Origin of the sequence: Streptomyces argenteolus (genome assembly GCF_042902585.1) — a bacterium.
In the GTDB taxonomy this organism is placed as follows: Bacteria; Actinomycetota; Actinomycetes; order Streptomycetales; family Streptomycetaceae; genus Streptomyces; species Streptomyces argenteolus.
Window position 1 is genome coordinate 295,165 of the sequence record NZ_JBIBEG010000001.1, and the last position, 23,037, is coordinate 318,201.

At 71.6% G+C, this 23,037-nt stretch carries 23 protein-coding genes and 1 pseudogene; 6 read left to right on the forward strand and 18 right to left on the reverse strand.

Annotation, left to right across the window (positions count from 1 at the left end; all coding sequences use genetic code 11):
- Window positions 1–9: 9 nt before the first annotated feature.
- The 3 genes from ACFY8O_RS01275 to ACFY8O_RS01285 are packed head-to-tail and all read right to left on the reverse strand — an operon-like array spanning window position 10 to window position 2,351.
- Window positions 10–1,035, reverse strand: a complete 1,026-nt coding sequence (locus tag ACFY8O_RS01275; RefSeq protein ID WP_145802930.1) for a methionine synthase — start codon at window positions 1,033–1,035, stop codon at window positions 10–12.
- 46 nt (window positions 1,036–1,081) lie between these two features.
- Window positions 1,082–1,771, reverse strand: a complete 690-nt coding sequence (locus ACFY8O_RS01280; RefSeq protein ID WP_145802931.1) for an SDR family oxidoreductase — start codon at window positions 1,769–1,771, stop codon at window positions 1,082–1,084.
- A 40-nt stretch (window positions 1,772–1,811) separates the two neighbouring features.
- Window positions 1,812–2,351 (reverse strand): LOG family protein, encoded by a 540-nt coding sequence (locus ACFY8O_RS01285; protein ID WP_145802933.1) that lies wholly within the window; start codon window positions 2,349–2,351, stop codon window positions 1,812–1,814.
- Between the two features lie 65 nt (window positions 2,352–2,416).
- On the opposite strand from ACFY8O_RS01285, the gene ACFY8O_RS01290 reads away from it, so the two are divergent.
- Window positions 2,417–2,752 (forward strand): DUF427 domain-containing protein, encoded by a 336-nt coding sequence (locus tag ACFY8O_RS01290; protein ID WP_145802935.1) that lies wholly within the window; start codon window positions 2,417–2,419, stop codon window positions 2,750–2,752.
- 62 nt (window positions 2,753–2,814) lie between these two features.
- On the forward strand, window positions 2,815–3,615 hold the full coding sequence (locus tag ACFY8O_RS01295) for an alpha/beta fold hydrolase (RefSeq protein WP_387897674.1): 801 nt from the start codon (window positions 2,815–2,817) through the stop codon (window positions 3,613–3,615).
- Between the two features lie 61 nt (window positions 3,616–3,676).
- Here the strand turns inward: ACFY8O_RS01295 and mnmA are convergent, their stop codons facing one another.
- The gene (mnmA, locus tag ACFY8O_RS01300; protein ID WP_387897675.1) at window positions 3,677–4,807 is read right to left on the reverse strand and encodes a tRNA 2-thiouridine(34) synthase MnmA; all 1,131 of its coding nucleotides are present in this window, start codon (window positions 4,805–4,807) and stop codon (window positions 3,677–3,679) included.
- A gap of 61 nt (window positions 4,808–4,868) precedes the next feature.
- Here mnmA and ACFY8O_RS01305 point away from each other — a divergent pair, with 61 nt between their 5' ends.
- Window positions 4,869–5,552 carry an N-acetylmuramoyl-L-alanine amidase gene (locus tag ACFY8O_RS01305; RefSeq protein WP_387897678.1) on the forward strand — a complete coding sequence of 228 codons (684 nt, stop codon included), beginning with the start codon at window positions 4,869–4,871 and terminating at the stop codon, window positions 5,550–5,552.
- Between the two features lie 62 nt (window positions 5,553–5,614).
- On the opposite strand, the gene ACFY8O_RS01310 is transcribed toward ACFY8O_RS01305, so the two are convergent.
- A complete protein-coding gene (locus ACFY8O_RS01310) occupies window positions 5,615–6,784 on the reverse strand; it encodes a cysteine desulfurase family protein (protein WP_387897680.1) in 1,170 nt (389 codons plus the stop codon).
- 446 nt (window positions 6,785–7,230) lie between these two features.
- Window positions 7,231–9,048: a serine/threonine-protein kinase gene (locus ACFY8O_RS01315; RefSeq protein ID WP_387899512.1), complete on the reverse strand. Its 1,818-nt coding sequence runs from the start codon at window positions 9,046–9,048 to the stop codon at window positions 7,231–7,233.
- A gap of 148 nt (window positions 9,049–9,196) precedes the next feature.
- On the opposite strand from ACFY8O_RS01315, the gene ACFY8O_RS01320 reads away from it, so the two are divergent.
- Window positions 9,197–9,790 carry a TetR/AcrR family transcriptional regulator gene (locus ACFY8O_RS01320; RefSeq protein WP_145802944.1) on the forward strand — a complete coding sequence of 198 codons (594 nt, stop codon included), beginning with the start codon at window positions 9,197–9,199 and terminating at the stop codon, window positions 9,788–9,790.
- A gap of 35 nt (window positions 9,791–9,825) precedes the next feature.
- On the opposite strand, the gene ACFY8O_RS01325 is transcribed toward ACFY8O_RS01320, so the two are convergent.
- Together ACFY8O_RS01325 and ACFY8O_RS01330 are read right to left on the reverse strand one after the other, a co-directional pair.
- Window positions 9,826–10,113, reverse strand: coding sequence for a DUF4190 domain-containing protein (locus tag ACFY8O_RS01325; protein ID WP_387897683.1), 288 nt, complete (start codon window positions 10,111–10,113; stop codon window positions 9,826–9,828).
- Window positions 10,114–10,129: 16 nt separating this feature from the next.
- Complete coding sequence (locus ACFY8O_RS01330; RefSeq protein WP_167526132.1) at window positions 10,130–10,285, reverse strand: hypothetical protein; 156 nt, start codon at window positions 10,283–10,285, stop codon at window positions 10,130–10,132.
- Between the two features lie 107 nt (window positions 10,286–10,392).
- On the opposite strand from ACFY8O_RS01330, the gene ACFY8O_RS01335 reads away from it, so the two are divergent.
- Window positions 10,393–11,016 (forward strand): TetR family transcriptional regulator, encoded by a 624-nt coding sequence (locus ACFY8O_RS01335; protein WP_387897686.1) that lies wholly within the window; start codon window positions 10,393–10,395, stop codon window positions 11,014–11,016.
- 10 nt (window positions 11,017–11,026) lie between these two features.
- Window positions 11,027–11,860: an alpha/beta fold hydrolase gene (locus ACFY8O_RS01340; protein WP_387897689.1), complete on the forward strand. Its 834-nt coding sequence runs from the start codon at window positions 11,027–11,029 to the stop codon at window positions 11,858–11,860.
- Here the strand turns inward: ACFY8O_RS01340 and ACFY8O_RS01345 are convergent.
- The 10 genes and pseudogenes from ACFY8O_RS01345 to ACFY8O_RS01390 all read right to left on the reverse strand — a co-directional run bounded on the left by ACFY8O_RS01345 (window position 11,832) and on the right by ACFY8O_RS01390 (window position 22,911).
- Window positions 11,832–12,801: pseudogene (locus ACFY8O_RS01345) on the reverse strand (helix-turn-helix transcriptional regulator). The gene ACFY8O_RS01340 and the pseudogene ACFY8O_RS01345 sit on opposite strands and share 29 nt — an antisense overlap.
- Window positions 12,802–12,822: 21 nt before the next feature.
- Complete coding sequence (locus tag ACFY8O_RS01350; RefSeq protein WP_145802952.1) at window positions 12,823–13,686, reverse strand: thioesterase family protein; 864 nt, start codon at window positions 13,684–13,686, stop codon at window positions 12,823–12,825.
- Between the two features lie 51 nt (window positions 13,687–13,737).
- A complete protein-coding gene (locus ACFY8O_RS01355) occupies window positions 13,738–14,409 on the reverse strand; it encodes a trimeric intracellular cation channel family protein (protein ID WP_145802954.1) in 672 nt (223 codons plus the stop codon).
- Window positions 14,410–14,427: 18 nt separating this feature from the next.
- A complete protein-coding gene (locus ACFY8O_RS01360) occupies window positions 14,428–15,843 on the reverse strand; it encodes a dipeptide ABC transporter ATP-binding protein (protein ID WP_387897694.1) in 1,416 nt (471 codons plus the stop codon).
- A complete protein-coding gene (locus ACFY8O_RS01365; protein ID WP_387897697.1) occupies window positions 15,840–16,928 on the reverse strand; it encodes an ABC transporter ATP-binding protein in 1,089 nt (362 codons plus the stop codon). Before ACFY8O_RS01365 ends, ACFY8O_RS01360 begins: the two co-directional genes overlap by 4 nt.
- Window positions 16,925–17,914, reverse strand: a complete 990-nt coding sequence (locus tag ACFY8O_RS01370; protein WP_145802960.1) for an ABC transporter permease — start codon at window positions 17,912–17,914, stop codon at window positions 16,925–16,927. Before ACFY8O_RS01370 ends, ACFY8O_RS01365 begins: the two co-directional genes overlap by 4 nt.
- A 90-nt stretch (window positions 17,915–18,004) precedes the next feature.
- On the reverse strand, window positions 18,005–19,765 hold the full coding sequence (locus ACFY8O_RS01375; protein WP_387897700.1) for an ABC transporter substrate-binding protein: 1,761 nt from the start codon (window positions 19,763–19,765) through the stop codon (window positions 18,005–18,007).
- A gap of 48 nt (window positions 19,766–19,813) precedes the next feature.
- Window positions 19,814–20,806 carry an ABC transporter permease gene (locus tag ACFY8O_RS01380; protein WP_145802964.1) on the reverse strand — a complete coding sequence of 331 codons (993 nt, stop codon included), beginning with the start codon at window positions 20,804–20,806 and terminating at the stop codon, window positions 19,814–19,816.
- A gap of 385 nt (window positions 20,807–21,191) precedes the next feature.
- Window positions 21,192–21,986, reverse strand: a complete 795-nt coding sequence (locus tag ACFY8O_RS01385; protein WP_145802966.1) for an enhanced serine sensitivity protein SseB C-terminal domain-containing protein — start codon at window positions 21,984–21,986, stop codon at window positions 21,192–21,194.
- Between the two features lie 154 nt (window positions 21,987–22,140).
- Window positions 22,141–22,911, reverse strand: a complete 771-nt coding sequence (locus ACFY8O_RS01390; protein ID WP_145802968.1) for an enhanced serine sensitivity protein SseB — start codon at window positions 22,909–22,911, stop codon at window positions 22,141–22,143.
- Window positions 22,912–23,037: the final 126 nt, after the last annotated feature.

Consider the following 23,037-nt stretch of genomic DNA (forward strand, 5'->3'; position numbering starts at 1 on the left):
ACTCGACCGTCACTCAGGGTTGTCCGCGAGCGACCTCGCGGCCCGGGCGCAGTGGGCGAGCGCCGCGCGGGCGTAGGCGGGCGAGGCGCCCGCCAGCCCGCACGCGGGGGTGATCACGACGGACTCGCCGAGAATCCCCGGATTCAGCCCCAGCCTGTTCCACAGCGTCCTGACCCCCATGACGCTACCGCCCGGGTCGGACAATGCGGTCGAGGCGGCGTCGACACCGGGGACGACTCCGAGGAAGAGCTGGGTGCCGCCCTCGACGGCTTCCCCGATCGCCTCCTCCTCACGCTCGGTGAGCAGGGAGAAGTCGAAGGACACCGCGCCCGCTCCGGCGCGCCGCAGGAGCGCGAACGGCACCTCGGGGGCGCACGAGTGGACGGCGGTCGGCCCTCCCCCGTTCACCGCGAGCACGTCGCGCAGCGCCCCCTCGACGACCTGGCGGTCCACCGCGCGGTAGGTGCGGTAGCCGCTGGCCGACCTGACCCGCCCCAGCAGCACGGCGGTCAGGGAGGGCTCGTCGAGCTGGAGCACGACCTCGGCGCCCGGAATCCTGCGCCGTACCTCGGCGAGGTGGGAGCGCAGCCCCTCGGCCAGCGAACCCGCGAGGTCGCGGCAGGCGCCGGGGTCGGCGAGCATCGCCTCGCCGCCCCGCTGTTCGAGCGCGGCGGCGAGGGTCCAGGGACCCACGGCCTGCACCTTGAGGAGCCCTTCGTAGCCCTGGGTGAACTCCTCCAGCGCGTCGAGGTCCTCGCCCAGCCAGGAGCGGGCCCTGCGGGTGTCACGGCCGGGCCGGTCGCTGATCCGCCAGCCGCTGGGCTCGACGTGGCCGTACATCTCGACGAGCAGCCCGACGGTACGGCCGATCATGTCCGCGCCGGGGCCCCGGGCGGGCAGCTCCGTCAGGTGGGGCATGCCCTGGCCGTCGGCGAAGGACCCGGTGACGGTCTTGGCCGCCTCCCGGGCGTCGCCGCCCGGCATGGACCCGATCCCGGTTGCCGCAATGGCGCTGAACCCGCTCTTCTCGCTCACACGCAAAGCCTACGGGCCTGACCCGCGGCTCCGGAGCCGCGGGTTCTCAGCGGCCGGGACGGACCGTCAGGTCGTTGACCTCGGCGTCCCGGGGCAGGTCGATCGCCAGCAGGATCGTGGTGGCCACCGACTCGGGGTCGATCCAGCGCGAGGCGTCGTACTCCTTGCCCTCCTGCTGGTGCACCTTGGCCTGCATGGGGCTGGCGGTGCGTCCCGGGTAGACGGAGGTGACCCGCACCCCGTTGCCGTGCTCCTCGTGGCGCAGCGAGTCCGCGAGCGCCTTGAGTCCGTGCTTGCTCGCGGCGTACGCACCCCACTCGGCGTGGGCGGCGAGCCCCGCACCGGAGTTCACGAAGACGACCTGGCCCTGGGAGACGCGCAGCTGGGGCAGCAGCAGGCGGGTCAGCTCGGCGGGCGCGACGAGGTTGGCGTTGAGCTGGAGGTGCCAGGTCTTGGGGGTGAGGTCCCCGATCCGGCCGAGCTCGACGACACCCGCGATGTGCAGGAGCGAGTCGAGGCGTTCGGGCATCGGCTGCTGCCCGAAGGCCCAGGAGAGCCGGTCCGGGTCGGCGAGGTCACCGACGAGGGTGCCGGCCCCGGGGTACAGCGCGGCCAGTTCCCTGGCGCGTCCCGCGTTCCGGGCCAGCAGCACGAGCGCGTCGCCGCGCTCCTGGAGGCGGCGGGCCACGGCAGCGCCGATCCCGGAGCCGGCGCCGGTGATGAGGTGTGTAGGCATGCCCTCATGCTCGCATCCGCGTGGCAGGCCCCCGCCCACCTCAGAGGTGACCCGCGGATTCCTCCAGGTAGGCCAGCGCGCCGACGCCGTCCTTGGCGAAGAAGACCAGCTCGGTGAGGGGGAGCGGCAGGAAGCCCTCGTCCTCCATGCGCTGGAACTGCTGGCGCAGGCCGTCGTAGAACCCGGCGGTGTTCAGCAGGACGACGGGCTTGGTGTGCTTGCCGTGCTTCTTCAGTTCCAGGATCTCCGTCGCCTCGTCGAGGGTCCCGGTACCGCCGACCATGATCACGATCGCGTCGGCCTTCTCCAGGAGCAGCGCCTTGCGCTCGGCGAGGTCCTTGGCGATCACCATCTCGTCGGCGTTCGCCCGGGCCTTCGCCGCGAGGAAGTCCACCGACACCCCGACGAGGCGTCCACCGGCCTCTTGCACGCCGTCGGCGACGACCTTCATCAGTCCGCTCTCCGACCCTCCCCAGACCAGGGTGTGGCCGCCTCGGCCCAGCAGTTCGGCGAATTCCCGGGCGGGCACCGTGTAGCGGTCGTCGAGGTCGGCGGCGGAGAGGAAGACACAGATGTTCATGCGCCCACCGTAAGGCCGCTCCCGGATGCGGGAAGAAACGGGCCTCCGGGGCGGCTGAATCCGGTATGACCTCCACCACAGGACACACGATCACCGTCGAGCCCGTGCCGGTCCATGTGCGGGCCGTGCACGACGGGCGGGTGCTCGCCGAGAGCCGCCGCCCGCTGGCACTGCGCGAGACGGGCTGCCCCGTCCGCTACTACCTGCCGCCCGAGGACGTCCGCCTCGACCTGCTGACCCCCTCGGACACCCGGACGCACTGCCCGTTCAAGGGCGACGCCTCCTACTGGTCGGCGCCCGGGGCCGCGGATCTCGTCTGGTCCTATCCGCAGCCCTTGGAACAAGTGGCGTCGATCAAGGACCACTTGTGCTTCTACGCCACCGAGGTGGTATCCGACTGAAGGTCAGAAACTTTTCTCCGCAACGGCGATGAGTTCTGTGCGGGGCGGCGGTCCACCCTCACATGGACAAGACTCTCTCCCGTGACGGCACGTCGATCGCGTACCGCCGCCAGGGCGACGGGCCGCCGGTGGTCCTGGTCGGCGGGGCGCTGAGCACCGCCGCCGACGAGGCTCCGCTGGCCGCTCTGCTGGCCCCGCGCTTCACGGTCGTGACGTACGACCGCCGGGGCCGGGGTGCCAGTGGCGACGGTGGGCCGTACACGGTCCGCCGCGAGATCGAGGACCTGGCGGCGGTCGCGGCTCGGGCGGGCGGTCCCGTCTCGCTGTTCGGCATGCTGTCGGGAGGGGCGCTGGCGCTGGAGGCGCACGCCGCGGGGCTCGCCGTCGACCTGCTCGCGGTCTACGAGCCGCCGTACGCCCAGGGGGCCGGAAACCTGCTGCACGCCTCACGCCGTACGGCGCTGCTGCACCGGCTCCTGGGGAAGGGTGACCGGGCCGGCGCCGTCGAGCTGCATCTGTCCGGGGCCGGGGTGCCGCGGGAGACGATCACGCACCTGCGCCGCTCCGCGAGGTGGCCGGACCTCGTGGCACTGGCGCACACCCTCGCGTACGACGACGCGCTGCTCGGCGGCGGCGCCGTCCCGGCGGAGCGGTTCTCCTCGCTGACGGCACGGACCCTGGTGGTCACCGGCGGCTTCAGCACCCCGCAGGCCCACGGGACGACCCTGGCCCTGGCGGCGGCGATCCCCCGGGCCAGGCACCGCACCCTGACCGGTCAGACGAGCGAACTGGCGCCGCAGGTCGTCGCGCCGGTGCTCACGGAGTTCTTCGGCCGGGCCCCGTCCCTGCGGACGGCGTCCTGACCGGGGCGTGGGGCGGGGCCGGATCGCCGCAGGGGAGCGACCCGGCCCCGCACCGACCGTGTCAGCCCGCCGCGGCCCTCTCGCGGCGTACGGTCGACGCGATCGTGGCCGAGCCGACCACCCGCGTCCCGTCGTAGAGCACGATCGCCTGGCCGGGGGCGACGCCCCGGACCGGCTCCGTGAAGCTGACGGAGAGCGTGCCGTCGACCAGCTCCGCCGTCACCTCTGTCTCGCCGCCGTGCGCGCGGAGCTGCGCGGTGTAGGTCCCGGCGCCGGTGAGGGCTTCGCCGCACCAGCGGGGCCTGATCGCGGTGAGGGCGGTCACGTCGAGCGCCTCGGCGGGGCCCACGGTGACCGTGTTGTTCACGGGGGAGATGTCCAGGACGTAGCGCGGCTTGCCGTCCGGGGCGGGATGGCCGATCCGCAGGCCCTTGCGCTGGCCGATGGTGAAGCCGAAGGCGCCCTCGTGGGTGCCCACCTTCGTGCCCGCCTCGTCGAGGATGTCGCCCTCGGCCGGGCCGCCGAGGCGGCCGGCCAGGAAGCCCTGGGTGTCACCGTCGGCGATGAAGCAGATGTCGTGGCTGTCGGGCTTCTTGGCGACCGCCAGGCCCCGGCGCTCGGCCTCGGCCCGGATCTCCTCCTTGGTGGTGAGCGTGTCCCCCAGGGGGAACATCGCGTGGGCGAGCTGGCGCTCGTCCAGGACACCGAGGACGTAGCTCTGGTCCTTGGCCATGTCGGAGGCGCGGTGCAGCTCCCGGCCGCCCCGCTCGTTCAGCACGACGGTGGCGTAGTGACCGGTGCAGACCGCGTCGAAGCCGAGGGCCAGCGCCTTGTCGAGCAGCGCGGCGAACTTGATCTTCTCGTTGCAGCGCAGGCAGGGGTTGGGCGTGCGTCCCGCCTCGTACTCCGCGACGAAGTCGTCCACGACGTCCTCGCGGAAGCGTTCCGCGAGGTCCCAGACGTAGAACGGGATGCCGATGACATCCGCCGCGCGGCGGGCGTCCCGAGAGTCCTCGATGGTGCAACAGCCGCGCGCGCCCGTCCGGAAGGACTGCGGGTTCGCGGAGAGGGCGAGGTGCACACCGGTCACGTCGTGGCCCGCCTCGGCGGCACGGGCCGCGGCGACGGCGGAGTCGACTCCGCCCGACATGGCGGCGAGCACACGGAGGGGGCGCTGGGGGGTCTGAGTCATAGCCTCTCCAGAGTACGGGGCGCCGGGAACCGAATGCTCGCCGATATGCGTTGACGACGTCGTGGAGACGAACAGGAGTGCCGGGCCGCCGGGGAAGCCCGGGCGCGGCATCAGCAGACGCGCGCTGCTCATCGGCGGTGGGGCGGCGGCCGTGGGCACGGCCGCGCTGGCCGTGGACGACATCCGCCGCGTCTGGTGGCGGGTTCCGGGCGTGGAGAAGCCCCGCAAGGCCGGTGAGCTGGATTACACGCCCGCGCGCTGGATCGCGGCCTCCGAAGCGAACTGGCGGCGCGCCGACCGCCCCGACGACTACGGCGTGGACCGGGTGATCATCCATGTCACCCAGGGCAGTTACGCCAGCGCGGTCCGTGTCTTCCAGGACCCCGCGCACCAGGCGGCGACGCACTACATCGTGCGGCAGAACGGCCGGGTGACGCAGATGATCCGCGAACTCGACGTGGCGTACCACGCGGGCAACCGGTCCTTCAACGAACGCAGCATCGGCATCGAGCACGAGGGCTTCGTCGACCGCCCGCAGGACTTCACCGCGACGATGTACGAGTCCTCGGCGCGGCTGACCGCGGCGATATGCGAGCGGTACGGCATCCCGGTGGACCGTGAGCACATCATCGGGCACGTCGAGGTGCCCGGCACGGACCACACCGACCCCGGACCGCACTGGGACTGGCCCCGCTACATGAAGCTGGTGCGCGCGGCATCCACAGGCGGTTCGCGGGCCAGCTGAGCCCGGCCCCGGCCCTCTGCCGGCCGGGTCCCGTCCGCGGCCGGCTCACGCGCCTGCGCGGGTCAGGTGAGTCCCGCCGTCCTGGCGCGCTCGACGGCGGGGCCGATCGCCCGCGCGAGTTCCTCCACGTCCCGCGAGGTCGAGGTGTGGCCGAGCGAGAAGCGCAGTGTGCCCCGCGCGAGTGCGGGGTCGGTGCCGGTGGCCAGCAGCACGTGGCTGGGCTGCGCGATGCCCGCCGTGCAGGCGGAGCCGGTGGAGCATTCGATGCCCTGGGCGTCGAGCAGCAGGAGGAGGGAGTCGCCCTCGCAGCCGGGGAAGGTGAAGTGGGCGTTGGCCGGCAGCCGGCCGCCGGGGGCCTGGTCCCCACCCGCGATCGCGTCAGGGACGGCCTTGAAGACCGCGGCGGCCAGCTCGTCACGCAGCGCCCCGATCTCACGGGCGAAGTCCTCACGCCCCTCGGCGGCGTGCCGTCCGGCCACCGCGAACGCGGCCACGGCGGGTACGTCGAGGGTGCCGGAGCGCACGTGCCGCTCCTGGCCGCCGCCGTGCAGGACGGGCACCGGAGTGTGGTCCCGTCCGAGCAGCAGCGCACCGATCCCGAACGGCCCGCCGATCTTGTGCGCGCTGACGGTCATCGCGGCCAGCCCGGAGGCGGCGAAGTCGAGCTCGAGCTGCCCGAAGGCCTGCACCGCGTCGGCGTGCATGGGGACATCGAACTCCTGCGCCACCTCGGTGAGTTCGCGTATCGGCATGATGGTGCCGATCTCGTTGTTGGCCCACATCACCGTGATCATGGCGACGTCACCGGGGTCGCGGAGCAGTGCCTCGCGCAGCGCCTCGGGGTGCACCCGCCCGTACGCGTCGACCGGGAGGTACTCGACGGTGGCGCCCTCGTGCTCGGCGAGCCAGTCCACGGCGTCGAGCACCGCGTGGTGCTCGACGGGACTGGCGAGGACGCGGGTCCGCCGGGGGTCGGCGTCGCGGCGGGCCCAGTAGAGGCCCTTCACGGCGAGGTTGTCGGCCTCGGTACCGCCCGAGGTCAGGACGACCTCGCTGGGCCGGGCGCCCAGCGCCTCCGCGAGGGTCTCTCTGGACTCCTCGACGGTACGGCGGGCCCGGCGCCCGGCGGCGTGCAGTGAGGACGCGTTGCCGGTGACAGCGAGCTGCGCGGTCATCGCCGCGATCGCCTCCGGCAGCATCGGCGTGGTCGCGGCGTGGTCGAGGTAGGCCATGATGGACCCGATTCTACGAGCCCGGGGCGCGGCCCGTGCGAGCGCGGCGCCCCGGCGCCGACGCTCCCGGCCGGAGACGGCCCCCGTGATACCGCCCGGGGCCCCCGGGACCGCACACACACCGGACCCCGACATTCATCCGGGCCACCTGACGCGGACGTGGCCCCGCCCCGGACGCCCGCCGGCCCCGGACGCCCGCCGAACCCTGATCGTCACCGAATCCCGACGGTCATCCGGGCCGCCTGACGAGGACGCCACCGGCCCTCGGACCCCCGCCGCCCTCCGGACAGCCACCGGTCCCGCACGCTCAACCGCCCCGCCGCACGCGAAGGAGCGCCGACTCCCTGGCCGTCCCCCTGCCGGCCCGGCGCCGCCGCAGGCCGGTGCGATGCCGGTCACCGGGCTCCGCCGGGGCGAGCATCGCCGGCGCACTCACCCGTCCGCCCTCAGAAGGCCGTCCAGCGCTGGGAGGCCGAGCCCGAGCAGCGGGTCGTCGTGACGCCCCCGTTGCCCAGGTCGAGACAGCCGCCGGTGCGGACGCTCACGAGGCTGCCTCCCGAGCCCGCGCGGAAGCGGCGGAGGTCGGACTCGTTGCAGGAGAGCATCAGCGTGCCTCCGTTGAGGATGCCCGCGCTCACGCACGACCGGCCCGACTCGTGGCCGAGCTGGAAGGTCCCGTCGGACAGCGGCATGACGGTCCACGTGGTACCCGCGCCGTCGCAGGCACCGGTGGACGCCGCGCCGCTGGACGCGGCGGCGAGACACTCGCTGTTGCCGCCGTTGCGGAAGTGACGGGTTCCGGACGGGGCGGCGCCGCCCCCGGAGCCTCCGGACGTGCTCGAACCGCCGGAGGAGCTGCCCGAGGTGCTCGAACCTCCCGATCCGCCGGAGCCATCGGAGGCAGAGGAACCACCGCTTCCGTCCTGGGAACCGCCCTCGGCATCACCGACCCCCGAAGCGGGGGTGGCCCCGTCGGACGCGTCGGCCCCCTTGCCGGCGTCCTCGTCCTTCTCCTTACGCGTCGGTGACTTCTCCGGCGACGCCGAGCCGGACGGGCTCGCGCCCGGGGAGGACGACCCGGCCACGGCCGGGGCCGTGGCCGTGGCGGTGGCCGACGGCCCGGCGGCGCCGCGGTCGTCCGCCCCGAAGGTGTAGGGCAGGAGCTGGAAGGCGAGGGTCGCTCCGCCCACCGTCACGACGACGGGGACGACGGCGAAGAAGACGCGGGTCCGGCGCCGTCGCTCGCGGGGCTCGCCGGTCGCCGGCGGCTTCCCCGGCCCGGGCGCCCTGCCCTTTCGTCCGAGGCGGCGCGTCTCCACGGACGCGGGCGGCGGCAGCTCGGGCTCCTGGACGTGGGCGGCGAACGCGGCCTTCTCCGCGAGGTCGCCCGCGATGGACTCCGGCCACAGCGGCGCCTCGAACGGCCCGTGCCCGTCCGCCCTGCGTACCAGCTCGGACGCGGTGGGACGGGCCCCCGCGTCCTTGGCGAGACAGGCCGCGACGAGGTCGGCGAGAGCGGGGTCGAGCTGCCGGAGCGCCTCCAGGTCGGGTTCCTCGTGCACGATGCGGTAGAGCACGGCGGGGCCGGACTCGTCGCCGAAGGGCGGGCGGCCACTGGCCGCGTACGCGAGCACCGAACCCAGGGCGAACACGTCGGCGGCGCCGCTCAGGTCCCGCCTGGTCGTCGCCTGTTCGGGAGCCATGTAGGCCGGAGTGCCGACCACCATTCCGCTCCTGGTCAGCTGGCTCTGCTCGGTGGCCCTGGCCACGCCGAAGTCGATGACCGTGGCGCCGTCGACCGTCAGCATGACGTTGGAGGGCTTGAGATCCCGGTGGACCATGCCCCGTTCGTGCACCGGCACCAGCCCCGCCGCGGCCTCGCGCAGCAGCAGCCACAGGGTGGCGGCGGGCAGCGGGCCCTTGTGGAGCTCAAGTGCCCTGCTCAGGGTGAGGCCGGGGACGTACGCGGTCGCCAGCCACGGAGGACTGGCGTCCCGGTCGCTGGCGAGCAGGGGCGCGGTGGCCTCCTCGGGCAGCCGCGCGAGGTTGTCCAGCTCGTGCCCGAAGCGGCGGACGAAGTCCTGCTCCTCACCCGCGACCGAGGGCAGCACCTGCTTGACGGCGACGTACCGCCCCTCGTGAACACCGAGGTACACGCGGCCCATTCCGCCGGAACCGAGCCGGCCCGCGAGCGGGATCCCCCCGATCTCCCGCGGCTCGTCCGGCCCGAGCGGTTCGGCACCGCTGCCCGTCAGGTCCCACACGCCCACACCGTCTCCCCGTGACACGCCTTTTCCGTTCCAGGGGAAGTCAGACCAGTGGATACTTGAGGAGGGAGCGACTTCTGGAAAGTCACTCCGGAAATTCACCCCGGATGACCCCCGCCTCACGAACCACAGGGACGGCCAGTCGATGAGCCCCAAGCAGCACCGCGGCGAGGTCACGTCCGATCTGCTCCTGGACGCCGCGCTGCGGGTGTTCGTCACGTCGGGCGAGCAGGGACTCACGGTCAACGCCGTCGTCCGGGAGAGCGGCGTCAGTCTGGGCAGTCTCTACCACCACTTCGGCAGCCTCGACGGCCTCATCGGCGCTCTCAGCCACCGCTGGCTGGACCGGCTGCTCGGCGAGCTGACCGGGGCCCTCCAGGGCGCGGACGGGGCGCGCGCGGGTGTGGCGGGCGCGGTGCGAGCCTATCTGGCCTTCGTCCAGGAGCACCCCGGTCCCGCCCTGCTGCTGCACTCCCCCCTCGCCGACCGCAAGGGCATGGCGCGGGGCAGGGAGTTCCGCGACGCACAGGAGGCCAGGGTCTCCGAAGTGGCCCGCTGGATACAGCTCGGTATCGATGCGGGGGAACTCGCCCCGCTGCCCGCGCCGTTGATCGAGTCACTGCTCATGGGACCCGTCGTCGCCGTCGCCCGCCGTTCGCTGTCGGGCATCGACGACGTCGACCTCGACGAGGCCGCCCGCCTCCTGCCGGACCGGATCTGGCGGTCGGTCGGCGCGTAGGTCCTCCGGGGCCGTCGCTACGGGGCGCCGGGGCGTCAGCCGGTGAGGCTCCAGGAGACCGTGCCGTTGCCGGTGACGAGGACGGCGAGGACGACCAGGTCGGCGACGCCGAGGGCGAGTCCGAGGAGCGCACGGCCACGGCGGGTGGTGGAGCGCGCGAGCGCGATCAGCGCCATGACGATGGCGACGGGCCCGAGCAGGATGTTCATCACCAGGAGGCCGAGCAGCCCGAGCACGAAGGAGGCGACGGCGAGACCGTCGGCCTCGCGCCCGGTCGTACGGGTACGGGTGGGACGGCTGGTGCGTGCGGTGGTGAGTGTCATGGTGCGGACTCCTTCGTCAGCGGGTGCGACGGGCGAGGTGCTCACGGACGCCGAAGACGGCCAGCCACAGGCCGATCACCGCCGCGGCGGTCAGGGTCAGAGGGAGGGGAAGGTGCGCCACCGCTCCGAGGACGACCCCCAGCAGGAGCAGTGCGGCGACGAGGACGAACATGTCCGGTCTCCTTTCCTCGAACTTTGAGAGTACGACTGTTCACTGACTTACGAGTCTAGACCTCCTACCCCTTCCGAGACTCGGAGAACGGTTGTTTACTGAATGGCATGAGTCACACCATCGGCGTCCGCCAGGCCCAGAAGCTGAAGACGCGTCAGGCACTGCTCGACGCGGCGCTGGGGCTGCTGGAGCACCAGAGCCTGAGCAGCCTGGGCCTGCGCGAGGTGACGCGCGCCGTGGGAGTGGCCCCCACCGCCTTCTACCGGCACTTCGACGACACGGCGGCGCTCGGCGTCGCGCTCGTCGAGGAGACCCTGGGCAGCCTGCACGGCATGATCGGCGCGATCCTCGCCGAGACCGGCGACAGCGAGGAACGGCTGGACCGCAGCGTCGGCCTGATAGCCCGTCACGTCACGGCGCAGCCGGCCCACTTCCGCTTCATCGCCCGTGAGCAGCACGGCGGAGTAAGCCGGGTCCGCGAGGCCATCGCCGCCCAGCTGCGCCTCTTCGCCCAGGAGGTGGCCCAGGTCCTGGGCGAGGAACCGGAGTCGGCGGGGTGGGAGAGGGAGGACCTGCTGATGCTCGGCGGGCTGTACGTCGACCACATGGTGCTCACCGCGTCGGCACTGCTGGACGCGGGCCCCGAGGGCGAGCGGGAGGTCGTACGGGTGGCGCGGCGCAGGCTGCGGCTGGTCACCGTGGGCAGGGCCCACTGGCTGGACAAGCCGTAGGGTCGGCCCCATGAGCGACTGGCCCCTGGACCGGACCTTCAGCAGTTCCTCCGGCGAGGTGCGCTGGGCCGCGCTCGGGCCCGAGCAGGCTCCGCCCGTCGTCCTGGTGCACGGCACCCCGTTCTCCTCGTACGTCTGGCGCTCGGTCGCCAGGGCCCTGGCCCAGGACCACCGGGTGTACGTGTGGGACCTGCCGGGTTACGGCGCCTCCGCGCAGTACGCCGGCCAGGACGTGACCCTGCGGGCCCAGGCCTGGGTGCTCACCGAGCTCCTGGACCACTGGGAGCTGGTGGAACCCGCCGTGGCCGCCCACGACTTCGGTGGCTGCGTCGCCCTGCGCGCCCGACTGCTGCACGGCGCCCGTTACCGGCGGCTGGCCCTCGTCGACCCCGTGGCGCTGGCCCCGTGGGGGTCGCCCGCCTACCGGCTGCTGGGCTCCCGGGCCGAGGTCTTCGAACAGCTGCCGCCCGCCCTGCACCGGGCCCTGGTGGCCGAGTACGTGAGCTCGGCCAGCCACCGGGGGCTGAGCTCTGGCGTGCTGGACCGGCTCGTCTCGCCCTGGTGCACCGCGTCGGGGCAGCCCGCCTTCTACCGGCAGATCACCCAGAACGACATGCGGTTCACGGACGAGATCCAGCACCGCTACGGGGAGCTGGACCTGCCCGTGCTGATCTGCTGGGGGACGGAGGACACCTGGATCCCGGTGGCTCGCGGCCATGAGCTGGCCGGGCTGATCCCCGGGGCGGAGCTGAGGCTGATCGAGGGGGCCGGGCATCTCGTCCAGGAGGACGCCCCGGCCGAGCTGACGGCGGCCCTCACCCGCTTCCTGCGTACAACTCCGTGACGGAGGCAGCGGCTTCGGCGAGGATGCGGCGCGCCCCGGACGGCGAGAGCACTTCGAGGTGGGCACCGAAGGAGAGCAGGGAACGCGCCCACCCGAGCTCGGGCACGGCGAGTTCGGCGCGCACCCACTCCCCCGAGGACTCCGCTTCCGGCTCGGGCGGCCCGGCCAGCACCGCCGTGTGGAGACGTACGAAGAGGTCCGCCCTGGACCGGTGCACCCGCACCCGCAGCCGCACGGCCCCCGGCCGCTCCTCCACCTGCCGGCGCAGCTCCTCCCATACGCCGGCGAGCTCCACGCCCGCCCTGCGCACCACGGGCTCATCGGTGAGGACCGCTCCTCACGCGGTCCGCACGGAAGAGGCGCGGCACACCGTCACGGTCTGCGACCAGGTACCAGACACCGGCCTTCACGACGAGGCCGTACGGATCGACGGTGTGGACGCGCGGGGCGTCCGTGCCGCTGTGCCGGTAGTGGAGCAGCAGCCGCCGGTCGGCGAAGACGGCGTCGTGGAGCTCGCCCACGTCGACGGCCGCGGGCGGGCCGCTCATCCAGCGGACCGGGTCCACCAGGATGCGGCGGCTCGTCTCCTCGGCGGCGGGCCGGTGCGGAGCCGGGAGCGCGGCCATCACCTTGCGCAGGGCGGAGCCGAGCGCGGCGTCGAGGCCGAGGGCGGCATGGGCGCCCTGGGACGAGAGGACGAACAGGGCGCGCGCCTCGTCGGTGGTCAGCCCGGTGACATCGGTGCGGAAGCCCGGCAGCAGCGCGATCCCCCCGTTGCGTCCCCGCTCGGCGTACACGGGCACCCCGGAGGCGGAGAGCGCCTCGACGTCCCGGTAGACGGTGCGTACCGATACTTCGAGGCGCTCGGCCAGCTCGCCCGCGGTCACCTGGCCCCGGGTCTGGAGCAGCAGCAGGATCGAGAGCAGCCGGTCGGACTTCACCGCACCATCATGGCGCGGGGCTCAGCCGCGCGGCGCGCGGGCCAGCTGGCGGGACTGCGCGACGAGCCGGCCCGCGCTGTCCCACACGTCCGCGTCCTCCTCCAGGAAGCCGCCCGCGAGGTTGCGGGTGGTGATGGAGACGCGCAGCGGCCCGGGGGCCGGGCGGCAGCGGACGTGGGTGGTGAGCTCGATGGTGGGCGTCCAGCCCTTCAGCCCGAGCTCGAAGGAGGTCGGCGGCAGCGCGTCCACGGTGAGCAGCAGGGAGAGCGGGTCGGCGTCACGGCCGTCGGCGAGCCCGAACCAGCCCCTCATCTCCCCCTTGCCGGACGGGGCGCCGACGGCCCAGCCGATCGTCGCCGGGTCGATCCGGACGTCGAGCCGTTCGGTGATGGCGGAGCTGCCGGGGATCGGCGCCGTGCCGTCTCCAGAACCGAGGCACTGCTCCAGCGGCGGCATGGCGGGCGGCTGCGCCGAGGTACGGATCTCCTCGCTGAGGCCGTCCAGGTCGCCGTAGGTGGCCAGCACCCGGATGCGCTCGATCTCGGTGCCGTCCTCCGCGAACTGGAAGAGCGAGGCCTCGCCGGTGGAGAGCGTGCGGCCGGTGCGCACGACCTGGGTGCGGATCACCGCGGGGCCCGGGACGGAGGCCGTGAGGTAGTGCGCGGAGACCGAGAAGGGGTCGGGGTGCGGAAGGGCCTGGCCGAGCGCGCGGCCGAGCATGGCCAGCAGATAGCCGCCGTTGACCGCGTGGATGATCGTCCAGCCCGCGGAGAGCTCGGCGTCGTAGACGCCCTCCTCCCGGAGCGTGACGGCGGTGTCGCGGTCGAACTCGCTGTCACCGATGGTCGCCTGTGTGCGCGACTCGTGCGCTGCTGCCTGTGCCATGGAGTGCACGGTACACCGATCGTATTACTGAGCGGTAGCTTTGTGTTGCGGTCAGATGACGGCCGGGCTCTCCTCCGCCCTCGCCGAGCGCCTGTTCCAGGCACGCGGGGCCCGCCAGTGGAACCGCATGGCCAGCAGCCGCAGCACGAAGGCGGTGACGACGGCGGTGCCGCTGGTGTAGGCGTTCAGGGCGTCGAAGCGGATGCAGAGCACCACCGTGGTGGCGCCGACGATCGCGGGCACGGCGTACAGGTCGCGGTCCCAGCGCAGCAGTGACGGCACCTCGTTGGCGAGCACGTCGCGCAGCACACCGCCGCCGACGGCGGTGGCGAGCCCGAGGGCGGCGGACGCGGTGAGGCCGAGGCCGTAGTCGTAGGCCTTGACCGTGCCGGATACGCAGAAGAGCCCCAGCCCCGCCGCGTCGAAGACGTTGACGCCGACCTGGATGCGCTCGACGTGCGGGTGCAGGAAGAAGACCAGCCCCGCGGCGAGCAGCGGCGTCGTGAAGTAGCCGAGATCGGTGAAGGCGGCCGGGGGGATCGCGCCGATCATCACGTCACGGAAGATCCCTCCGCCCAGCGCTGTCACCTCGGCCAGGACCGCGATGCCGAAGACATCGAAGTTCTTGCGTACGGCGAGCAGAGCACCCGAGATCGCGAAGACGAAGATTCCGACGATGTCGAGCGCATGCTGGACGGAGGGGGTGAAGAGTTCGTTGAGCACCGGGCAATTGTGCCGGTCCTACTCCTTGGGTTCCGCCTCGGTACCGGTGGACGGTGCGGCGGGGACCTCGTCCTCGCCGGAGGCAGCGCCGGAAGCCTTCTCCGGTGCGGACGCCTTCTCCGCCTCCGGTGCCTTCTCCGGTGCGGACGCCGCCTCCGTCTTCGCGGGTGCGACGGCCTCCTCGGCTGCCGTGCCCTCCTCGGCCGCGGCGGTCCGCGCGGGCTGCTCCGGAGCGGAGGACGCAGCCGCCTTGTCCGGCTCGACAGGCGCGGACGGCGAGGGCGCCGCCTTCACCGCAGCGGCCTCCTCGGCCACCGCGGCCGGCTCCGGCGCGGGCGTCGACTTCACCGTGATGACGTCGGCCGTCAGCGGCGCGTCCCCCGGCGCCTGGTCCTCGCCGTTCTCCGGGTGGTGGCACGCCACCTGGTGCCCGGTCTTCAGCTGGAGCAGCGGCGGCTCGGTCGTCGCGCAGATCTGCGTGGCCTTCCAGCACCGGGTGTGGAACCGGCAGCCGCTCGGCGGCGAGATCGGCGACGGCACATCGCCCTTGAGCAGGATGCGCTCGCTCTTGGCGCCGCGCCGGCGCGGGTCCGGCACCGGAACCGCGGACATCAGCGCCTTGGTGTACGGGTGCATCGGCGCCTCGTACAGCGAGGTGCGGTCCGCGAGCTCGACGATCTTGCCGAGGTACATGACCGCGATCCGGTCCGAGACGTGGCGGATGACCGAGAGGTCGTGCGCGATGATCATGTACGTGAGCCCGAGCTCCTCCTGGAGGTCGTCCAGGAGGTTCACGACCTGGGCCTGGATCGACACGTCCAGCGCCGAGACCGGCTCGTCCGCGACGACCAGCTTCGGCTTCAGCGCGAGCGCGCGGGCGATGCCGATGCGCTGGCGCTGGCCGCCCGAGAACTCGTGCGGGTAGCGGTTGTAGTGCTCGGGGTTGAGCCCCACCAGCTCCAGCAGCCGCTGGACCTCCGCCTTCACGCCGCCCTCGGGCTTGACGCCCTGGAGACGGAAGGGGGTGCCGACGATTCCGCCGACCGTGTGGCGCGGGTTCAGCGAGCCGTACGGGTCCTGGAAGATCATCTGGATGTCGCGGCGCATCGGCCGGAGCCGCCCCGCGGACATGTGCGTGATGTCGCGGCCCTGGAACTCGACCTTCCCGCCCGTCGGTTCGAGCAGGCGGGTCACGAGCCGGCCCATGGTCGACTTGCCGCAGCCCGACTCACCGACCACGCCCAGGGTCTCCCCCGGACGCACGTCGAAGGTGAGCCCGTCCACGGCCTGCACCGCGCCGACCTTGCGCTTGAGCACGCCCTTGGTGATCGGGAAGTGCTTGACCAGGCCCTCGACCTTGAGGAGCGGCTCCGACCCGGATCCGTCCGACCCGGCCGCGGTGGACGCGGGAGTCTTCTTGTTCAGATCAGTCACAGCTTCGGCGCAATCTCTTCGGTCCAGATACGGTCACGCTGCTCGCGCGACATGTGGCACGCGGAGTAGTGCCCGTCGCTGACCAGTCGCAGCTCAGGACGCTCGGTGCGGGTGATGTTGTCCGGCGGGACGTCGGCGTACGGGCAGCGCGGGTGGAAGGCGCAGCCGGACGGGACGTTGATGAGGCTGGGCGGCGAGCCCTTCACCGGGATGAGCCGCTCGGTCTGCTCCCGGTCGATGCGCGGCATCGACCCGAGCAGGCCCCAGGTGTAGGGGTGCTGGGGCTCGTAGAACACCTTCTCGGCGCTGCCGCGCTCGATGCAGCGTCCCGCGTACATCACGAGCAGGTTGTCCGCGATCTCGGCGACGACACCCAGGTCGTGGGTGATCATGACGACCGCGGAGCCGAACTCCTTCTGCAGGTCGCGGATGAGGTCGAGGATCTGCGCCTGGACGGTGACGTCGAGGGCGGTCGTCGGCTCGTCCGCGATGAGCAGCTGCGGGTTGTTGACCAGGGCCATCGCGATCATGGCGCGCTGGCGCATACCGCCGGAGAACTGGTGCGGATAGTCGTCGTAGCGGCGGTGCGGCTCGGGGATGCCGACGCGGTCGAGCATCTCGATCGCGCGCTTCTTCGCGGTCTTCTTGTCGACCTTGTTGTGGACCCGGTGGGCTTCGACGATCTGCGCGCCGATGCTGTAGTACGGGTGCAGGGCCGAGAGCGGGTCCTGGAAGATCATGGCCATCTTCTGACCGCGCAGCTCCCGCACCCGCTCCGGTCCGGCGCCGATGAGCTCCTCGCCGTCCAGCCAGATCTCGCCCTTGATCCGGGCCCGCTCGGAGGTGTGCAGACCCATGATGCCGAGCGAGGTGACGGACTTGCCCGAACCGGACTCGCCGACGATGCCGAGCGTCTGACCGGCCTTCAGGTCGAAGCTCACGCCGTCGACGGACTTGACCAGCCCGTCGTCGGTGTCGAAGTGGACGCTGAGGTTGCGCACGGACAGGAATTCGTGGCCGTCGCCGGACCGCGGGGCGGGGACCGTGTCCGCCGCCGGGGAGTCCGTCTTGCTTACCTCGCTCATGAGAGCCTCACCCGGGGGTCGATCGCGGCGTACACGAGGTCCACCAGCAGGTTGCAGATGACGATGAAGAAGGCGGCGACCAGGGTCACGCCCATCACCTTGGGCAGGTCGGCGGTGGTCACGCCCTGGATGGCGAAGGCACCCAGCCCCTGGAAGGAGAAGACCCGTTCGGTGATGACCGCGCCGCCGAGCAGCAGCGCGAAGTCCATGCCGAAGATCGTGACGAGGGGGGTGAGCGCCGAGCGGAGCCCGTGCTTCACGACCACCTTGCGTTCCTTGAGGCCCTTGGCCCGGGCGGTTCTGATGTAGTCCTCACCCATCGTCTCCAGCATCCCGGCCCGGGTGAGCCGGGCGTAGAGCGCGGAGTACAGCAGGGCGAGGGTGCACCAGGGCAGGACCAGGCTGCCCGCCCACTCGACCGGGTTCTCCGCGAACGGCACGTACTCGCCGTTGCCGAACAGCGCCAGGACGACGAGGCCGGTGAAGAACATCGGCAGCGAGACGCCGGCGAGCGCGACACCCATCGAGAGGCGGTCGAAGAACGAGCCCCGCTTGAGCGCGGAGACGACGCCGATCGCGACACCGGAGACGACCCAGATGACCGCGGCACCGACGGCCAGCGACAGCGTGACCGGGATGCGGTCGACGATCTGCGGCCAGATCTCGGTGTGGGTCTTGAAGGAGTAACCGAAGCACGGGGCGTTGCAGGTGACCGGGTCGGGGCCGAACTGGTAGTCGGCGCCGACGACGATGCCCTTGATGAAGTTCCAGTACTGGACGTAGAGGGGCTGATCGAGCCCCAGGTTCTTCTTGACCGCGGCGATGACGTCCGGGTCGGGGCTCTTCCCGACGTACTGGGCGGCCATCGAGTCGAGGGTCTGCCCACCGAGCCGGGGGACGAGGAAGAAGATCGCGAACGTGACTGCGCTGACCACCAGCAGCAGCAACACCGCGGCGAATACGCGTCGGATGATGTACGCAGCCACAGCCGTGCGGCGCCGGGCGGGCGGACGGGGTACGCCCGCCGGCCCGGCGCCTTCACCTGCCTTTCAGGGGATGCTGTCGATGAACAGGTGTTACTTGCTGGAGGTCATCAGCACGTAGTCGTACATGCCGAGGTACGCGTCCGTGACCGTGACGTTCGCCGCGGAGTCCGGGCGGTAGAGCAGGTTCTTGCGGTAGACGAGCGGAACGAGGGAGGCGTTCTCCATGACCTTCTGGTCGACCTCGCCCCAGGCGGCGTTACGCGCAGCGGTGTCCACCGTGCCGATGCCCTTGACCAGGGCCTCGTTGACACCCTTGTCGTCGAGCTCCATGAGGTTCGTGCCACCGGACGGCTTGATGGCCGAGCCGTTCACGATCTGGTCCAGGAAGCCGAAGCCGGTCGGCCAGTCGGCGCCCCACTGCATCATCATCATGCCCGCGTTGTTCTTGTGGACCCACTCGGGAACACCCGCGAAGTCGGTGAAGTACTTGTCCGACGGGAACTGCTTGATCTCGGCGGTGATGCCGATCGCCTTCAGGCTGCCCTGGAGCTGCGTGGCGGCGGTGATCTCGTCAGGACGGTCCGAACGGGCCGTCAGCGTGGTCTTGAAGCCCTTGGGCTGACCGCACGCGGTCAGGTGCTCCTTCGCCTTGGCGGCGTCGCCCTTGCTGCCCTCGGTCGGGTACAGGTCGAACTTCTTGTAACCGGCGACGGTCGGCGGGATGACCGTGGTGGCCGGGTCGCCCTTGACGGAGCCACCGATGGAGTCGATGAGGCTCTGCTTGTCCACGGCGTACTGGACGGCCTTGCGGCACTCGATGTTGTCGAACGGCTTCACGTTGACGTTCAGCGCCAGGTACTGCAGGACGCCGGCGTACGGGTTGTCCGTCTTCGCCTTCTCGGCGGCCTTCACCAGGACCTTGGGCTGGGTCTTGGACTGCAGACCCGTGCCCGCGACGTCCGCGGTGGTGACGTCGTTGAGCAGGTGGTCGTCGACCGTGGTGGGGTTGACGTTGAGCTTGAGCTCGATCTTGTCCGGCAGAGCCTTGCGGATCGGGTCCGTCTTCGGGTCCCACTCCGGGTTGCGGACCAGGGTCGCGCCCTTGCTCTCGTCGTACGCCGAGAACTTGTACGGGCCCGAGGAGACCATCTTCTGGACGTAGCTGGCACCCGTGTCGGCCTTCTGCGGGACCGGAGCGGTCTGCGAGAAGGCGGCGAGGTAGTCCATGTCCGCGAACGGCTTGTTCAGCTTGAAGACGATCGTGTAGTCGTCCGGGGTCTCGATGGACTTGAGGCCCTCGGGGGACTTGTCCTTGTACGGACCCTTGTACTTCTCGCCACCGTCGAGGTAGGCCTTGAAGTAGGTCGGGCCGTTGGACAGCGCCTCCGGCGCGAAGTTGGAGCGCTCGACGGCGTACTTGACGTCCTTCGAGGTGATCTCCGTGCCGTCCTCGAACTTCACGCCCTTGCGGATCGTGTACGTCCAGGTCTTGGCGTCGTCGCTGGCCTTGCCGAGTCCGGTGGCGAGGTCCGGGACGATCTCCAGGCTCTCCTTGCCGGCGGCCGGCTTGAAGGTCACCAGGGAACGGGCGTACAGGCGGGAGAAGTTCTGCACCCAGCCGTAGTACGTGTTGCCCGGGTCGAGGGAGTCCGGGCCACTGGAGTGCTCGTACGTGACCGTCCCCCCCTTCTTGTCGGACGCGTTCACGATGCTGGTCAGAGCGGCGTCCGCCTTGGCGTTGCCCCCGCCGCCACTGCCGTCGCTGCCCGAGTCACTGCTGCTGCAGGCCGATGCGCCGAGCGACACCGCTACGGCCACGGCTATGGCAGCCGCTGTCTTTCTGTTCTGCATGCTGAGGAAAGCCCCCTCGCTAGTCCGGTGCGGCACTGCCTGCCGCGATTACTTGCCACGAGGGTCGAGTGCGTCACGCAGCCCGTCCCCCAGCAGATTGAAGGCCAGCACGGTGATGAAGATCGCCATGCCGGGGATGACCATGAACATCGGGTCCACCTCGTAGAGGTCGACCGCCTGGGTGAGCATGCCGCCCCATGACGCCTGCGGCGGAGCGATACCGACGCCGAGGAACGACAGGGAGGCCTCGAACAGGATGTTCGTGGGGATCAGCAGCGTCGCGTACACGAGGATCGGCGCGATCAGGTTCGGCAGCAGCTCGCGGAAGAGGATGAACGGCCCGCGGGCGCCGAGCGACCTGGCCGCCTCGACGAATTCGCGTTCGCGCAGCGACAGGGTCTGCGCGCGGACGATACGGCCGATGTAGGGCCAGCTGAAGAAGCCGATCACGAAGATGAGGACCGCGATCCGCAGCGTGAGCCCTTCCATCCCGAAGGCGTTGCCCTGCAGGGAGGCGGAGATGGAGATCGCGAAGAGGAGCAGCGGGAAGGCGAGGAAGGTGTCCATCAGGCGGCTGATGAAGCTGTCGACCCAGCCGCCGTAGAACCCGGCCACCACGCCCATGACGACGCCGATGACGACGGAGAGCAGTGTGGAGCCGACGGCCACCACCAGGGAGACCCAGGAGCCTTCGAGGATGCGGGCCAGGATGTCGCGCCCGGTCTGCGGTTCCACGCCGAGGGGGTGGTCCCAGCTGATGCCGCCGAAGGAGCCCTTGGGCGCCAGCAGGACGGGGTCCACCAGGCTCTGGTTGAACGCGTTGGGGTCGAGCCCGAGGAGCGACTGGAGCGGCTTGGACAGGACGGCGGTGAGGATCAGCAGCACGACAACGATGCCACCGGCCATCGCGGCCTTGTCCCGCTTGAAGCGGGTCCAGGCGATCCGGCCGAGCGAACGGCCCTCGATCTCCTTGCGCCCGGCGCCTTCCAGCACCGTTTCGGGCCGCGCGTCCGCCCCGGTGGTCTCGATCGGTGCCGTCATTGCGCTGGAGACCCCTCTCGGCCGGCGGATGGCCGGCCTGTGACCGCCGCTGTAGCGGCTCGTACGAAAACGTGACACAAGTGGCGGTGTATGGCCGAACGGACCCTGTTTGAAAGAGGGGTGCGCCGGGCAGGGACCACCTGCTGTGTGGAGTCTTCAACCACTTTGCGATCACCCGCCAGACCTGACGGGGAATGTTTGCATAAACGTGATGCTGCCAAGGGGCTTCCGTTATCCGGACACCCGTGCTTACTGAGCGGACCTCTCGGCCACTAATCCGCTATAACGGACATGGCGCCCAACTGCGTGGATCAGGTCATCAATTGACCGTGCGCCGGGCGGTCCTCAGCTCGCGCGCGGTCCGCCGGACACCGCCGACGGGCGGTCAGTAGGCGCGCGGGGCCTGGCCGGTGGGGGGCGGGTAGCCGTACCCCGGGGCGGCGGGTGCCGGGGCGTGCGCCTCACGGTCGTAGAACGGCCGGGAGTTGGCCTTCAGCCACATCGCGACCGGGTCGTACTCGTCGGACATCGAGACCGTGGAGACGGGCAGCCCGTCGGGGACCGCGCCGATCGACTGCTGCATCATCGCCCGGACCGCGTCGACGGACGGGCGCCCGGTGTCGTAGAGGTCGAGCCCGATGGCGAGGTAGGGGACGCCGAGTGCGGGCTGCACCCAGGCCCGGCGCAGCGCCCTGACGGCGGGGGTGCGGTGGGCGTTCTGCGACAGCAGGGCGTAGAACTGCGGGATCTCGACGGCGGGTTCGGACAGGCGCAGCGGCCCCGCGGGCATCCGGTCGAGGCCGGTGGCGATGCGCCGCAGGTCCAGCCACGGGATGCCGACGCCGCCGCCGGGGGCGTGCGGGTTGAGCCAGATGCCCCAGCGGTCGGGGAAGAGCGAGCGGGCGATGTCACGGCCCGTGGTGACCTCGTGGGCCCTGCTCCAGCCGCTCGCCGAGAGCTCCTGGGCGGAGGTCACGCACGGGGCGTAACCGAGGCCGTCGACCTCCATGTTGCCGTACTGGGCATCGGGGGAACCGGCCGTGCCGTGCCAGAGCAGCATCCAGACCTGGCCGTCCGCGAGGGACCGCAGCAGCGCCTCGTAGGCGTCGATGCGCCCGGGGGTCACTTGGCGCAGCATGTGCTCGACCTGCCCGGCCGCCGCGGTGCCTGACGCACTCACCCTGGGTCCCGCCCCTCTTAGATCCGCTGATGCCGCATGCTTCACGGTGCTGTGGTTCCGCTCCCGGGCACACGGGGCGGCCTCGTCATCCAACCAGCTTATGCGCCGCCTACGACACCTTCCCGGCGTCGCGTGGCGGTGCCGTCCCCCGCCCTCAGTGGCCCTCGCGCCGGTAGAACGGGCGCACCTTGTCCAGCATCCAGTCGCCGACCGGGTCCTGCGCCACGTCCAGCAGGACGAGATTGACCGGCCAGGGCACCTGTATCCGGCCCAGCGCGCGGCCGAGCGCCTCCATCGGGGCACTCTGCCCGGCGCCGTCCCAGGTGGCGAACTCGACGCCGACGAACAGGACGGGGCTGTCACCCTCGATGCTGGCCAGCGCCCTGCGCGCGGTGCTCACCACCCCGGTCGCCTGGAACTCGGCGGAGACCGCGGAGAGGAATTCGACCGGGTCCTCCTTCCAGTCCGGCTCGTACAGCCGGACCCGGCCGCCGCTCGCCGGGCCGTCCAGCGCCGTGCGCCCCGCCCGGCAGAGTTCGGCGACCGCGGAGGGCGGCAGGGGCATGCCGACCGCGCCGCCGGGGTTCACCGCGATGCCGAGCTGCGGCGGCAGACCGCGGGCGAAATCGCGCGCGGGCGCGACGGCGAAGGAGAGGTGGGAGCCGACGCACTGGAGGAACTGCCCCTCGGAGCTGAACACGGGGACGAACGCGGCGCCGCCGATGTCGACCGTCGGCAGATCGAGGTCGGGACTGTCCGGGCCGCCGCCGTTCGGCAGGGGCACCCAGACCTGGCTGCGGCCGAGCACCTCGATCAGCCGGCCGGCCGCCCCGGGGACGCCGAGCGAGGCGCTGAGCACTTCTTCGAGCTCGTTGGCCGGCCATCCCTGCGACGGATGGGACGGTGCCTGGGCCGGAATGTCCACGGTGTCTGAATCCTTTTCTCGCCATGCGGTGCGGCAGAAACCTTAGACCGGCTCGCGCCCCGGCCGCAGGGCCGCAGGCCGGAGCCCCGGAGGGCCCCGGCGTACCGTCCAGATTCCGGACAGGCG